Origin of the sequence: Flavobacterium sp. N3904 (assembly GCF_025947305.1) — a bacterium.
Classification (GTDB): Bacteria; Bacteroidota; Bacteroidia; order Flavobacteriales; family Flavobacteriaceae; genus Flavobacterium.
This window is the reverse complement of sequence record NZ_CP110009.1, coordinates 961,901-977,050: the sequence shown is the minus strand read 5'-3', so window position 1 is coordinate 977,050 and position 15,150 is coordinate 961,901. Positions and strand designations below refer to the sequence as shown.

The window sequence follows — 15,150 nt, the reverse complement described above, 5'->3', positions numbered from 1 at the left end:
AAAAACGGAAATAACTTTTAAAAAGTCACTTCCGTTTTCAAGCTACATCCCTAAAGATGCAGTTTCTGACACCTAAATAAATGAATTATCTGATGTAAACTTTGATTTCGTTACCGTTTTTTAACTTTAAATCAGTAAGTGTAAGATTAACAATATCATAAGTTGTTGTTACACCATTTAAAACAATTGTTACTTTACTGTCTCCTTTTGAATACGTTCCTGACATAGTTGTTAGTGCACATGGACTCACAGTGGAATCATAATCTCCTGAAACTAATGAATTATTAATCTTTAAATCAATAAAATCATGGTCACAACCAGCTGTATTTTGTGGTGGGTCAACCAATGTTTCTACACCATTAGTATTGGTACCAACTTTGACAATACTCCATTTACCTTCTAAGGGAGCTAATGTGTCTCCTTCGTTTTCATCATTAGAATTACAAGACGCTGCAAATAATCCGATACTTAATACAAATGCAAATAATATGCTTTTACTTTTCATGTTCTATTTATTTAGAATTAATAATGGCTAAATTAACTTTAGAGTGTCTGAAGACTGTTATATAATTATGGATAGTATTTGCATTATTATTTTGGGCTTTAAGTGATTTCTAGTTTCCTTCGAGGGCAGTAATCTTTTTTTTCTTTAAAAAGCAATAAGAGTACAGAACATAATTTTATTTTCAGTGAAGTTCAGTGTATATATTTACAATAGATAGTGGGATTAGCTTCTAATCCTCTGACTTCACTCAGTATGACAATAAATAATTGCTTATTTTTGCAACAAATTAAACTGAATTATGTTACAGAATCCAAAAAGATATACCATTACAGCGGCATTGCCTTATACAAACGGACCTATACACATTGGTCATTTGGCGGGGGTTTACGTGCCTTCGGACATTTATTCGCGCTATTTGCGTTTGCAGGGAAGAGACGTTTTGTTTGTTTGCGGAAGCGACGAACACGGCGTTGCCATTTCGATGAAAGCCAAAAAAGAAGGCATTACGCCACAGGAAGTAATCGATAAATACGATGGAATTATTAGAAAATCGTTCTCTGATTTCGGTATTTCATTTGACAATTATTCCAGAACTTCGGCAAAAATTCATCACGATACCGCTTCGGAATTTTTTAGAACACTATATGATAAAGGCGATTTTATAGAAGAAGTAACTGAGCAATTGTACGACGCCAAAGCCGATCAGTTTTTGGCAGACCGTTTTGTGGTGGGAACTTGTCCGAAATGTGGCAACGAAGAAGCCTATGGCGATCAATGCGAAAAATGTGGCTCCACACTAAATGCAACCGACTTAATCAACCCAAAATCGACCATTACGGGAGAAACTCCTATTTTGAAATCGACTAAACACTGGTTTTTACCTTTGGATCGTTATTCGGATTTCCTAAATGAATGGATTCTTGTTGGACATAAAAATGACTGGAAACCGAACGTTTACGGACAAGTAAAATCATGGATTGATGGCGGATTGGAACCTCGTGCCGTAACTCGTGACTTGGATTGGGGAATTGATGTTCCTGTAGAAGGTGCCGAAGGAAAAAAATTATACGTATGGTTTGATGCACCAATTGGTTATATTTCGTCTACGAAAGAGTGGGCTTTGCGCGAAGGAAAAGATTGGGAACCCTACTGGAAAGATCAAGACACAAAATTGGTTCACTTTATTGGGAAAGACAATATTGTTTTTCACTGTGTAATTTTTCCGGCGATGCTAAAAGCCGAAGGAAGCTATATTTTGCCCGATAATGTGCCTGCGAATGAGTTCTTGAATTTGGAAGGAAATAAATTGTCGACTTCTAAAAACTGGGCGGTTTGGTTGCACGAATATTTGGAAGAATTTCCGAACCAACAGGATGTTTTGCGTTATGCATTAACATCAAACGCTCCTGAAACTAAAGACAATGATTTTACCTGGAAAGATTTTCAGGCGAGAAATAACAACGAATTGGTAGCGATTTATGGTAATTTCATTAATAGGGTGGTGGTTTTGACCAATAAATATTACGAAGGAATTGTACCTCAACCAAACGAATTATCACAAGTTGACGAAGCTACTTTGACCGAATTGAAAGCGTATCCAGCCGTGATTTCGAGTTCACTGGAAAGATACCGTTTTAGAGAAGCTCTTGGCGAAATGATGAATGTGGCCAGACTTGGAAATAAATACTTAGCTGACGAAGAACCTTGGAAAATGGTCAAAACCGATCCAGCTCGTGTTCAAACGCAGATGTATGTGGCTTTGCAAATTGCTGCGGCATTGAGTTCGCTTTGTGAACCTTTCTTGCCATTTACAGCGACAAAATTATCAAGAATCTTAAAAATTGAATCGCCTTTAGACTGGAAAACCATTACGGATAGTTCTGGTTTAATTCCATCAGGTCACCAAATAGGTGAAGCTGAGTTGTTGTTTTCTAAAATTGAAGACGAGGAAATCCAAAAGCAAATTGATAAACTGGAAGCGACTAAAACCGCCAATAAAGCTGAAAATAAAGTAGCCGAACCTCAAAAAGACTTAATCCAGTTTGAGGATTTTGCCAAAATGGATATTCGTGTGGGAACCATTCTGGAAGCAGAGAAAATGCCAAAAGCCAACAAGCTTTTGATTTTGAAAGTAGATACTGGAATTGATGTTCGTACCATAGTTTCTGGAATTGCCGAGAGTTTTAATCCAGAAGATATTATTGGGAAACGCGTAACCGTTCTCGTAAACTTAGCCCCAAGAAATCTTCGCGGTGTAGAAAGTCAGGGAATGATTTTGATGACTACCAATGCCGAAGGGAAACTAGTTTTCGTAAATCCTGATGCAGAAGGTGTCGGGAATGGGGAGACAATAAATTAAAAATAACCGCTGATTCGCAGATTATAAAAATGATCAGCGAATCAGCAGTAAATAAATAAACCATGAACCTAAAAGTAATCGCCTTCGACGCTGATGATACTTTATTCATCAACGAAACGTATTTTGATGAAACCGAGAAAAAATTCTGTGGTTTGATGGAAGATTATTTGTCGCATCAGGGAATTTCGAAAGAGTTATTCAAGATAGAAATCGACAATCTCAAATTGTACGGTTACGGCATCAAAGGATATATTCTATCAATGATCGAAGCGGCTATGAGGATCTCGAACAATACGATTCCAATTGAAGTTGTCGAAAAAATCATTCAATACGGAAAAGAATTACTCGAAAAACCAATTGTCTTGTTGGATGGCGTTGAGGAAACGCTGGAAGCTTTGCATGGAAAATACAAATTGGTGGTTGCCACCAAAGGCGACTTACTGGATCAACGAAGAAAATTACACAATTCGGGTTTGGGACATTATTTCCATCATATCGAAGTGATGTCAGACAAGCAGGAAGTGGATTATTCGGATTTACTTAAACGATTAGAGATACAACCTGAGGAATTTTTTATGATTGGGAATTCCTTAAAATCGGATGTTTTGCCTGTTTTGGCCATTGGCGGATACGCCGTTCACATACCTTTTCATACTACTTGGGCACATGAAAAAATAGATCATAAGGTAGAACATAAAAACTTTCAGGCATTCGAAAAAATAACAGAAGTCTTAAAGTTATTAGACGTTTAAAAACTGTTTTTAAAAATATATTGAACCTAGTTAAAATGCTTTTTATTTAGTATTTTAGCTAGGTTTTAATTTTATATGCACTTTCTTAAAAATCTCGTTATTCCTAGAGAATTGGATCATTATAAATACTAAAAAAATGAAAACGCTTTTAGACCTAGACAATTGGAATCGAAAAGAACATTTCCTTTTCTTTAAACAAATGCAAGAACCTTTTTTTGGAGTGACAGTTGAAATAGATTGTACAAAAGCTTATATAAATTGTAAATTTTTAAATACTTCTTTTTTTGTTTATTATTTGCATAAAACTCTTGTGGCAGTAAATGCTTTTGAAAATTTTAGATACCGAATTTTAAATACCCATATCTATGTTCATGATCGAATTGATGGCTCAGCAACGATAAGTAGAGAAGATGGTACTTTTGGGTTTTCATTGATAGAATACCATCCAGATTATAGTATTTTTGAAGAAACTGCATTGGCAGAGATTGAACGCATTCAAAGCACAACTGGCTTGTTTACCCGTACTTTTAATGAGGAGAATCTAATTCATTTTTCGGCAATTCCTTGGTTGAAATTTACATCACTTTCGCATGCACGAAGCATGACTTTTCCAGATAGTTGTCCCAAAATTTCATTTGGGAAAATGACTATTGACCAAAACGGAAAAAGAACCATGCCCATGTCTATTCATGTGCACCACGGACTTATGGATGCGATGCATGTTGGGCAAATGGTCGATTATTTTCAAGAATTGATGAATGAATAGTACTTTCAGAATAAATTCGTGTTTTAGAATATCTTTTGATTCTATATAAATCTCTTTTAAGCGCAAAAAAACAAATCATTTCATGAAAAAACTGCTTTTTTTTTTAATTCTAACCCCTTGTTCGGTGCTTTTTAGTCAAACCCTATTGACTTCCTATCCATTGGAACTTACAAAATCCAAAGATTTTCAGCAAACTATTAATGCCGAAAACACAAAAACGCATGATGTATATGTATTTGCCTCAGACAAGGAAACAATTACCATTCTCAAATACAATACGGCCCTATTTCTTAGCAGCAATTTTACGACAAACCGACCTGATCTAGAATATAAAGAATTGGCAGGTTATAGTTTTAACGAAGAAGGAAACCCAACCCTTTATTGGTGTTCCAGAGATTTTAAAAAATGGTTGGCCGTGCAATATGATTTGAATGCCAAAAATACTGTCGTTTTGCAATATCAATTTTCTTTTTTTAATGAGTCTATTGTGACCCAATTTCAAGCAAATAATATTTTTTATATCCTTTCGGAAAAAGATTTAGAACAAAAACTGGTACTTTATATTTTTAAAGACGGAAAAAAAGAAGAGAAAATATTGGATTTCAGCACGTTCAAGTTCAAAAACAAGAAAACAGAACCATTGACTTTAAACGAAATTCTGGAAGTCTGCCCGATTACAAAAATTGAAACTAACGAATTTACGCCCTTGTTCAAAGGGACTCAAAAGACCAAAATGTATGTATTTCAAAACCGAATGCTTTTGACTTTTGATCATAATTACAAAGAAACACAGGCATTTGATATTGACTTAACCACTTTTGATATTAAAGAAAAAATATTCCCTCAACCTGCAATTTCAAAACAAAATGGTTTGGGTAATTCCTTTTATTGCGAAAATAAAATATATCAGCTCATTGCCACTGAAGATGAGTTTAAATTTGATATAAAAGACTATAAATCAGCAAATTCAATTCAGACATTTCAAGCATCAAAAACAGATACTATTGCTTTTAAAAACTCGCCTTTATTTATACAAATGGATGGGCAACAACCCAAAGAATTAAAAAATACATCACGATTTTTGCAACGTTTGGTTTTTTTGAATGCAGGTCTTACGGTTTACAAAACCCAAAAAGAAATTCTGGTAACCATAGGAGGAACAAGTGATACAGAGTCTGGTTTTTTTGATACTTCTGTTGGTTTTAATGCCGCAATGTCAGGAAATTTCATCAATGTCGGCGATTTGCTCGTCAATGCAAAATCTATTAATTTATATTTTGAAAGTGTTTTTGACAAGAAACTACAACATTCCAAAAAAGAGCAGGAACCACTTGCAGTAGACTTTATTTCCCGTTTTATCAACGAACATAGGGAAGTAACTCTGCAAAATACCATTCGATACAAAAATTATTATATTTTTGAGTATTATGATTCGAAGGCAAAACAATACATTATGCGCAAATTTAAAGATGGATTTGATTATTCATTTTAAAGTTCAAGAGTATTCAAAATAAGCACAACATTGTCTTTTTTGCCAAAAAAGGATAGCATTAAATTATTTTTTTTCTAATTTTACTAAAAACTAGAAATCATGTTGTTAAAAAATATCGAAACCGCACTAAACAAACAAATTCGTATAGAAGCAGAATCTTCTCAAATCTACTTATCAATGGCTTGTTGGTCTGAAGTAAATGGACTGGAAGGAATTGCACAGTTTATGTATGCCCAATCTGACGAGGAGCGTTTGCACATGCTCAAATTAATAAAATATGTAAACGAACGTGGGGGACATGCACAAATAACCGACTTGAAAGCGCCAAAAACAACTTACGAAACTTTCAAAGGAATGTTTGAAGAACTATACAAACATGAAATTTTTGTTTCGGAATCGATAAATGAATTGGTTCATATTACTTTTGAAGAGAAAGATTATGCGACTCATAATTTCTTGCAATGGTATGTAGCCGAACAAATTGAAGAAGAAGCAACAGCCAAAAATATTTTAGATAAAATCAATCTTATTGGTGACGATAAAGGCGGATTGTACCTTTTTGACCGAGATATAATGCAAGTAGCTATTACAAATGCAGCAGCTCCCGTAAAATAATTAAAATAAATTTTAATAAACACAGTCCTCAGATCGTTACTAAAACAATTTGGGGATTTTTTTTGTTCGAAAAAGTGTTAAAGTTTATTTAGAACAGATAAAAATAACCTACATTTGTGGTGGTTTTTAATTCTTTACACATTGAGCAAGAAAGAAAAAGAGAAGAGCAAAAAAAAGGATAAAAAAAAGGAACTCCTTAAAAAGATAAAAGTGGCCGAAAACTGCAAGTCTAGTTGTTGCGAAAAATTCAAGAAAGGCGAAAAAAAGCGTTGCAGCCGTTGCCCAATGTTTGATCTGTTTAAAAAGACAGCTTAGTTTTTATTTGTCATAATCCATTTTTTTTAGCTTACGTTACCAAAATTTGTATTTTTTATCTAGTTTCATTTCAATAAGTACCGTCGCAATAGTTAATTTTAATTTGCATTAATGAAAAAAGAGTCTCGTGGTTTTATGAGACTCTTTTTTTTTGGGTTTTAAAATGCTAAACCTATTTTCCTAGTAGCATAATTTCACTTACGACCACTTCGGTGATATAGCGCTTTTCACCGTTTTTGTCGTCGTAGCTTCTGTGGGTAAGTTTGCCGTCTATGGCGATTTGTTTGCCTTTGGTGACGAATTTTTCGATAATCTCGGCCGTTTTCCCCCAAGCGACAACAGTGTGCCATTCGGTTTGTTCGACACGTTCACCTTTGTCGTTTTTGTAACTGTCGTTGGTGGCGATGGTCAAATTGGCCAATTTTTTTCCTCCCTCAAAAGATTTGATTACTGGATCATTCCCTGCGTTTCCGATTAATTGTACTCTGTTTTTCATGGCGTGTAAAATTTAAATGTTAGTGTATATAAATTGATTTTTTATTGAAATTGACATTTGCAATTGATATTGATATTGCATTGTTTCATTTCGACAGGGCAAAGATGCGACAGGTTCAAAAAGTTATTCTGTTGCTAACTACTTACTTTCGGTTGTAATTATTTGTAACCGTTTGTAAATGGAAAATTTTGAGTATATTTGGGAGTTATCACAAAATTAAGATTTACGAAGATTTAATTACTTCCAGCTATAGCGGGAGGCAATTGAAATCAGAAACAATATTGCAAATGAAAATTATCAGAACTAATCCTTTGTTTGAGCTCTATATTGAAAATAATTTTTTAATAATTAACAACACACAGCATTCAAATGACAATAGACGCATAAACATAGAGGATATTCAAAGTGTTGAACTTATTAGGGAATTGACTTTTTGGAATAAAGTGATAGAAGTAACATTCGGATTTCTTGTGAATGCAAAAGCGGAACTGCTAAGAATTCGATTTGAAAATGATTTCAAAGATATAATTGTAACCGATTGTGACACTAAAAAAGTGGAATTGTTAATTTATGAAATTAATTTTTTAATTCAGAAAACACAAAACCATAAATCCTAATTAGGCCTGATTATAGTGAAATCCTTTTTTGTTTCGACTTTTTCGAGACAAAAAAGATTGAACAAAAAGCAGGAATCCATGCCCAGAAATAAAGCCCAATGATTGGCTCTAAAAAAATTGAAATATTGCAGTTTTAAACCAATTATTCACCTAAAATTCTCCATTATGCAGGCCAAAATAAAAAAAGTAGAATTACGGAATTTAGCTTTTGAGGATTACAAACAACTCAAAAACTCGATGGTCGAATCGTATCCAGAAATGGCCGATTCCTATTGGCGCGCCAATGATATTGAGCGATTGTTGGGTATTTTTCCCGAAGGGCAATTAGTGATTTTGGTCGATGGAAAAGTAGTAGGTTCTGCTTTGTCTTTGATTGTCGACGAAAAACTGGTCGATAAAAAACACAATTATTTACAGATTATTGGCGATTATTCGTTTTCGACTCACAATCCGCAAGGAGAAATATTGTACGGAATCGATGTCTTTATTCATCCCCAGTATCGTGGCTTGCGTTTGGGCAGGCGTTTGTATGATGCCCGAAAAGAATTGTGCGAACAGTTGAACCTCAAAGCGATTGTTTTTGCAGGCCGTATTCCGAGTTATGGTCAACATGCCGATAAAATGACACCCAAAAAATACATTGAGAAAGTAAAAAGCAAACAATTGCATGATCCGGTACTTTCGTTTCAGTTGAGTAATGATTTTCATGTGCTGCGAATCATAAAAAATTATTTGGAGGGTGATGAAGATTCTTAGGAATTTGCTGTTTTGCTGGAATGGAACAATATCTATTTTGACGAAAGTCCAAGATTAATAAACACGGAGAAAAATGTGATTCGACTAGGATTAATTCAATGGCAAATGCGCTCTTTGGGCAATCTCGAAGCATTATTCGAACAATCGGAGTTTTTTATAGATGTGGTTTCGGGCTATACTTGCGATTTTGCAGTTTTCCCCGAATTGTTTATTGCGCCTTTAATGGCCGATTACAATCATTTGACCGAAGCCGAAGCGATTCGGGAATTGGCGAAGCATTCTGAACCCATTCGGAAACGTTTTCAGGAATTGGCTATTTCGTATAATATTAATATCATTTCGGGCAGCATGCCGTATCTGGAAAATGGCAATTTGTACAATGTCGGATTTCTGTGCAAAAGAGATGGAACTTCGGAAATGTATACCAAAATTCACATTACTCCAAACGAAGCCCAACATTGGGGAATGAAAGGAGGATCGGAAATCAAAACTTTTGACACCGATTGTGGCAAAATTGGGATTATGATTTGTTATGATGTCGAGTTTCCCGAAGTGGCGAGAATTATGGCCGATGAAGGAATGAATATTTTGTTTGTGCCTTACCTGACCGATACTCAAAACGCCTACACCCGAGTGAAACACTGTGCCCAAGCCCGAGCGATAGAAAACGAATGCTATGTTGCCATTACGGGCTGCGTGGGTAATTTACCAAAAGTGAATAATATGGACATTCAGTATGCGCAAGCGGCAGTTTTTACGCCTTCGGATTTTGCTTTTCCGAGTAATGGTATTAAGGCCGAAGCCACGCCGAATACCGAAATGACTTTGATTGTCGATGTCGATTTGCGTTTGCTGAAAGAATTGCACGAACATGGAAGCGTGCGAATCCTGAAAGACCGAAGAACCGATTTGTATCAAATAAAAAAGATTGAGAATTGATTTTAGTCATATAAGAAATATAAAGCCTAAGGATTGGCTCAAAAGAAATGAAATAATATTCAATATTAATTGTTATAAAAAGATAGTATTATGAAAACCTGTCTAGAATGTGGTGATCCAATTGTAGGTCGTGAAGACAAGAAATTCTGCAGTGATGGTTGCCGAAATGCCTACAACAACAAAATAAATAAGGATAGTACGAATTATATGCGCAATATCAACAACAAATTGCGCAAAAATTACCGAATTTTGTCAGAGCTGAATGTGGATGGAAAATCCAAAACAACTCGCGCCAAGTTGATGAGCAAGGGTTTTGATTTTGAGTTTTTCACCAACGTTTTGAATACCAAAACGGGAAATACCTATTATTTCCTGTACGACCAGGGTTATATGGTTTTGGACAATGATTTTTACATGCTCGTTAAAAAAGATATTTAATACCCTCAAATAATGAAAAAAAACTATTCTTCTATTATTGCTGTTGCGTGCATCCTAATTGTTTTAGGTTTTTTGTTTTATACAATGATGCCTTCTTGGTCACCTAATGAGGATAAAAAAGTTACGGAATTTTCGACCAGCAGAGCTTTGGAACATATCAATGCAATTGCCAAACAACCGCATTATGTAGGCACCAAAAATCATGAGGTTGTGGCCAATTATATCATCAAAGAACTTCAAAAAATGGGGTTGGAAACAACGGTTCAGGAAGGTTTTACACTGAGCGATTGGGGGAATTTGGTCAAATCCAAAAACATAATGTGCCGCATCACAGGAACAAAGAATACCAAAGCATTGCTTTTACTTTCTCACTATGACAGCGCACCACATTCGGTTTCGCATGGCGCGAGTGACGATGCATCAGGCGTGGCAACTATTTTGGAGGGTGTTCGGGCTTTTTTGAATGCGCAAACCAAACATAAAAACGATATTATTATTCTGTTTACTGATGCAGAGGAATTGGGATTGAATGGTGCTGCACTTTTTGTTACCGAGCATCAGTGGGCCAAAGAAGTGGGATTGGTATTGAATTTTGAAGCCCGTGGTTCTTCGGGGCCAAGTTATATGCTGATGGAAACCAACAAAGGAAATGCCGGTTTGGTAAAGGAATTTGCCAAAGCAGGCGCAACCTATCCCGTTTCAAATTCGTTGATGTACAGCATTTACAAAATGTTGCCGAATGATACCGACTTAACGGTTTTTAGAGAGCAAGGTAACATTCAAGGATTTAATTTTGCTTTTATAGACGACCATTTTAATTACCATACCGCTCAGGATGATGTGGCGCATTTGGACAAAAACACTTTGAAACACCAAGGTTCGTATTTGATGCCGTTGCTGAATTATTTTTCGAATGCCGATTTGAACAACACTGATACGGCAGAAGATTACGTTTATTTTACGATTCCGTTTACTTTTATCAGTTATCCTTTTGATTGGGTGATGCCGATGACGCTAATCGCTGCTGGTTTCCTACTCATTTTAGTATTTCTTGGCAAAGCCAAAAGAATGCTAAAGTTGAATGACATCGTGAAAGGATTCTTTCCGTTTTTGGGCGCTTTGATTTTTACGGGATTGATTACGTATTACGGTTGGAAGGGCTTGCTGTTACTGAATCCGCAATACAATGATTTACTCAACGGTTTTACCTACAACGGTCACGATTATATTGCCGCTTTTGTATTATTGAGTCTTTCGATTTGTTTTTTCTTTTATCAAATTGCTTCCAAACCCAAAGTGACGATGAACCATTATGTGATTCCGCTAGTGTTTTGGATTGTGTTGAATGGATTTCTTGCCAATAGCTTGCGTGGTGCAGGATTCCTGATTATTCCCGTTTATTTTGGACTAATTTCTTTTGCAGTTTTTGTGTTTAGCCAAAGATCCATTTGGATTGTAAACCTTATTTGTGGAATTCCCGCTTTGTTGATTATTGCACCGTTTATTCAAATGTTTCCCGTAGGTTTGGGATTGAAAGTGTTGTTTGGCAGTGCTATTTTGACTGTTTTGGCATTTGCTATACTGTTGCCAATTTTTGGATCTTTTACCAAAAAGGGAAGTTGGTCATTATTGTTCTTTTTAACAGCTGTCCTGTTTTTGGCAAAAGCACAATACCATTCGGGTTATGAAGCAGGTGAAGCCAAATCGAACAGTTTGGTGTATTACTATAATGCCGATACAAACAAAGCACATTGGCTGACTTATGATACCAATTTGGATTCCTGGACAAAAGGATATTTGGGCGAAAAACCAAAAGGCGCAAAAATTTTCAACAATTTGAAATTGTTTAGCAAATACAATTCGGAGTTTACGTATGCAGCAGAAGCACCAAATAAAGGCATTGCGAAACCAACCATTACTTTTTTACAAGACAGTGTGGTGGGTATCAAAAGGTCTTTAAAAATTCAAATCACGCCAAACCGAAAAGTAAATCGCTATGATATTTTTGCTGATGAAATTATGACCTTTTATAATTTCAAAGCCAATGGTGTGACTACTTTGGGACAAAAAGGAACTGAATTAGAGCGAAAAGGCAAAAAACTGTTGAGCTATTATGTGGTCAACAACGAACCGCTTGTTTTGCAGTTTACCATAAACAGAGCGACTATATTGGATATGGATGTTATGGAAAGCTCTTTTGATTTGATGGTCAATCCAATATTTGCGATGACCCCAAGAGAAAACTGGATGATGCCAACACCTTTCGTACTGAATGATGCAATCGTCATTACCCAAAAAATAAAACGAACTCCAAAAGTTGTTGCTCCTGTTGTGAATCCAAACTTGGCTCTACCGAAAGCGGCGGATAGTTTAAAGGTGGTGAAAGATAGTTTGAGGGTTAGGCAATAATTTCTGAATTAAAATGAGCCACGGATTAGACGGATTAAACGGATGATTACGCATTTTATGACAACTTTTAAGGTCACAATTTGTGACCTTAAAAATTTAATCAAATTGTTTTATATAAAAAATGACACAAATAAGCATATTAGGTTGCGGGTGGCTGGGATTGCCTTTGGCGAAAGCCATGATAGAAAATGGGTTTTCTGTGAAAGGGTCAACTACATCCGAAAGTAAACTCGCAATATTAGATAAGTTTGGGATTCACTCCTTTTTGATTGCCCTTTCAGAAGATAAACCAATTGGAGACGTTGCTAATTTTCTAAAAAATTCATCCATTTTAATTATTGATATTCCTCCAAAACTACGCGGTTCTGAGAAAGAAAACTTTGTTTCCAAGATTAAAAATGTGATTCCATATGTCGAAAAATCTACGATTGAGAACGTACTTTTTGTAAGTTCTACTTCAGTTTATGGTGAAACCAATGCAACGATAACTGAAGAAACCGTCCCAAAACCCGATACCGAAAGCGGCAAACAATTGCTGGAAGTCGAATCGCTTTTGCAAAGTAATTCAAATTTCAAAACCACAGTACTCCGTTTTGGTGGACTCATTGGCGAAGATCGAAATCCAACCAAATTTATGGCTGGAAAAGTAAATATTGAAAACCCAGAAACACCCATCAACTTTATTCATCAAGAAGATTGCATTGGGATCATCTTAAAAATTATTTCTTCTGATTCATGGAATGAAATTTACAATGGCGTTAGTCCTTTTCATCCCACAAGAGAGGCCTATTATACCCAAAAAGCAACCGAATTATCTTTAGTTTTGCCTAAATTTGACCATTCGAAACCTTCTACTAAAAAATTTGTTTTGAGTAATAAAGTAGAAACTGTTTTGGGATACGACTTTATTAAAACCAATTTATAAGTTGAAAACAAAAATTCAAACCGCTTTTAAGTCCAGAATAAACGCTATCGGATTGCCCATTTTGGCTTTGTGTTGGGTGAGCTTTTTTTGGGGAACGACTTGGTTGGCTTCCAAAGAAGGGGTCAAACACATGCCGGCAATACAACTCGCCGGGATTCGACAATTTATTGGGGGTTCTTTATATCTTGCCTTTTTTTTGTTGAAGAAAACACCTTGGCCAAAAGGAAAACAATGGAAAACCATCATTATCCTTAGCTTACTCAATTTTGTTTTGAGTAATGGATTGAGTACTTGGGGTGTTAAATACATCAGCAGCGGATTGGGCGCTATCATTGGCGCAATGGTGCCTTTGTGGATTGTATTCATCAGTTTTTTTAAAGGCGAAAGAATTACGCGATTGGCGGTTTTGGGAATTATAATTTGTTTTGGTGGTGTTTGTGTTATCTTTTATGAGCACTTACTCGATTTTTTGCAACCCGATTTTCAATTTGGGATTGTACTTTCGATAGCAGCAACGATTACCTGGGCTTTTGGCACTTTATATACCAAGAAAAAAGCGGCGAGTTTCAATCCTTATTTTAGTTTGGGATTGCAGATGTTTATTTCGAGTATTTTTCTTTTTTCTTTTGTTGGGGCTACGGGTGCAAGTATTCCACTTTCGGAAATTCCTATAAATTCCTGGTTATCGATAGCTTATTTGGTAATTGTTGGTTCGGTATTGACTTTTATCGCTTTTATTTATGCTTTGCAAAAACTCCCTACCGAATTGAGCAGTTTGTATGCTTATGTCAATCCAATAGTAGCAGTTATTTTGGGTTCTTTTATTTTTGGAGAATCATTAACTGTGGCCATTGTCTTTGGCGGAAGCATCACCTTAATTGGATTGTATTTAATTAATTATGCCATGCGGAAAAAGAAAAATAGCATTGAGCCAATATCAGAGATTAATTAGTATCAGGTCTTGAAAGCGGTTTTAAAAAAAGCAATTGAGAATGACTAATCTTATATCATCTTCATATTTCATATAGGATTGAATTTTTATTTAATTTTGCACCAAATTTAAATTATGTTATCCATTTTAAAAAAATACAGAATCTACATTGGCATTGTATCGATTTTTTCCATCATAACACTTTACTTGTTTTATGGCGCTTTGAAACCCACTAAAACACTACCAATCTATAATCCATCCGATGTGAATCCAGAATTGGTGGACAGTACAATACAATACATTAGCAAATACCACACGATTGGTGACTTTTCTTTTGTGAACCAAAACGGAAAAACCATTACCCAAAAGGACTATGAAGGCAAAGTATATGTTGCCGACTTTTTCTTTACCACTTGTGGTTCTATTTGTCCCAAAATGACCACCAATTTGGTCGATGTACAAAAAGCGATTAAGAATAATCCGAAAGTGATGTTGCTTTCACATACTGTTTTTCCCGAGACCGACAGTGTTCCGGCATTAAAGGCCTATGCAAAAAAATACGGGGTCATTGATGGAAAGTGGAATCTGGTAACGGGCGACAAAAAAGAAATCTATACTATGGCCAGAAAATCCTATCTGGCTGTAAAGCTTGGAAAACCTGAGCAGTTGTATGATATGGTGCATACCGAAAACTTTGTTTTAGTTGATCAAAAAAGACGCGTTCGTGGTTTTTATGACGGAACCAAGAAAGAAGACATACAGCGCTTAATCGAAGATATTAATTGGCTTTGTGCCAATGAAAAAAATGAGTAAAACTGATAATTATCAGCCTATA

At 35.6% G+C, this 15,150-nt stretch carries 13 protein-coding genes and 1 pseudogene; 12 read left to right on the top strand and 2 right to left on the bottom strand.

Going from position 1 to position 15,150, the window contains the following annotated elements; all coding sequences use genetic code 11:
• Positions 1-85 precede the first annotated feature (85 nt).
• The gene (locus tag OLM57_RS03935) at positions 86-505 is read right to left on the bottom strand and encodes a lipocalin family protein (protein WP_264565939.1); all 420 of its coding nucleotides are present in this window, start codon (positions 503-505) and stop codon (positions 86-88) included.
• Positions 506-803: 298 nt separating this feature from the next.
• On the opposite strand from OLM57_RS03935, the gene metG reads away from it, so the two are divergent.
• The 5 genes from metG (at position 804) to OLM57_RS03910 (ending at position 6,489) form a co-directional block, all read left to right on the top strand.
• Positions 804-2,864, top strand: coding sequence for a methionine--tRNA ligase (gene metG / locus OLM57_RS03930; RefSeq protein ID WP_264565938.1), 2,061 nt, complete (start codon positions 804-806; stop codon positions 2,862-2,864).
• 62 nt (positions 2,865-2,926) lie between these two features.
• A complete protein-coding gene (locus tag OLM57_RS03925) occupies positions 2,927-3,616 on the top strand; it encodes an HAD family hydrolase (RefSeq protein ID WP_264565937.1) in 690 nt (229 codons plus the stop codon).
• Between the two features lie 136 nt (positions 3,617-3,752).
• On the top strand, positions 3,753-4,382 hold the full coding sequence (locus tag OLM57_RS03920; RefSeq protein WP_264565936.1) for a chloramphenicol acetyltransferase: 630 nt from the start codon (positions 3,753-3,755) through the stop codon (positions 4,380-4,382).
• Between the two features lie 82 nt (positions 4,383-4,464).
• Entirely contained in the window at positions 4,465-5,874 is a 1,410-nt protein-coding gene (locus OLM57_RS03915; protein WP_264565935.1) for a hypothetical protein, read from the top strand.
• A gap of 99 nt (positions 5,875-5,973) precedes the next feature.
• Positions 5,974-6,489, top strand: a complete 516-nt coding sequence (locus tag OLM57_RS03910; protein ID WP_264565934.1) for a ferritin — start codon at positions 5,974-5,976, stop codon at positions 6,487-6,489.
• A gap of 487 nt (positions 6,490-6,976) precedes the next feature.
• On the opposite strand, the gene OLM57_RS03905 is transcribed toward OLM57_RS03910, so the two are convergent.
• Positions 6,977-7,300: a single-stranded DNA-binding protein gene (locus tag OLM57_RS03905; protein ID WP_264565933.1), complete on the bottom strand. Its 324-nt coding sequence runs from the start codon at positions 7,298-7,300 to the stop codon at positions 6,977-6,979.
• A 287-nt stretch (positions 7,301-7,587) separates the two neighbouring features.
• Between OLM57_RS03905 and OLM57_RS03900 the strand changes: the two genes are divergently transcribed.
• The 7 genes and pseudogenes from OLM57_RS03900 to OLM57_RS03870 all read left to right on the top strand — a co-directional run bounded on the left by OLM57_RS03900 (position 7,588) and on the right by OLM57_RS03870 (position 15,128).
• Positions 7,588-7,917, top strand: coding sequence for a hypothetical protein (locus OLM57_RS03900; protein ID WP_264565932.1), 330 nt, complete (start codon positions 7,588-7,590; stop codon positions 7,915-7,917).
• A gap of 165 nt (positions 7,918-8,082) precedes the next feature.
• Positions 8,083-9,612 (top strand): annotated as a pseudogene (locus OLM57_RS03895) (GNAT family N-acetyltransferase).
• 90 nt (positions 9,613-9,702) lie between these two features.
• On the top strand, positions 9,703-10,050 hold the full coding sequence (locus tag OLM57_RS03890) for a DUF2116 family Zn-ribbon domain-containing protein (RefSeq protein ID WP_264565931.1): 348 nt from the start codon (positions 9,703-9,705) through the stop codon (positions 10,048-10,050).
• Between the two features lie 12 nt (positions 10,051-10,062).
• Positions 10,063-12,459 carry a M20/M25/M40 family metallo-hydrolase gene (locus tag OLM57_RS03885; protein WP_264565930.1) on the top strand — a complete coding sequence of 799 codons (2,397 nt, stop codon included), beginning with the start codon at positions 10,063-10,065 and terminating at the stop codon, positions 12,457-12,459.
• A 121-nt stretch (positions 12,460-12,580) separates the two neighbouring features.
• Positions 12,581-13,384, top strand: a complete 804-nt coding sequence (locus OLM57_RS03880; protein ID WP_264565929.1) for an SDR family NAD(P)-dependent oxidoreductase — start codon at positions 12,581-12,583, stop codon at positions 13,382-13,384.
• Position 13,385: 1 nt separating this feature from the next.
• Positions 13,386-14,336 (top strand): DMT family transporter, encoded by a 951-nt coding sequence (locus OLM57_RS03875; protein WP_264565928.1) that lies wholly within the window; start codon positions 13,386-13,388, stop codon positions 14,334-14,336.
• Between the two features lie 114 nt (positions 14,337-14,450).
• Positions 14,451-15,128: an SCO family protein gene (locus tag OLM57_RS03870; protein WP_264565927.1), complete on the top strand. Its 678-nt coding sequence runs from the start codon at positions 14,451-14,453 to the stop codon at positions 15,126-15,128.
• The last annotated feature ends 22 nt before the right edge of the window (positions 15,129-15,150 follow it).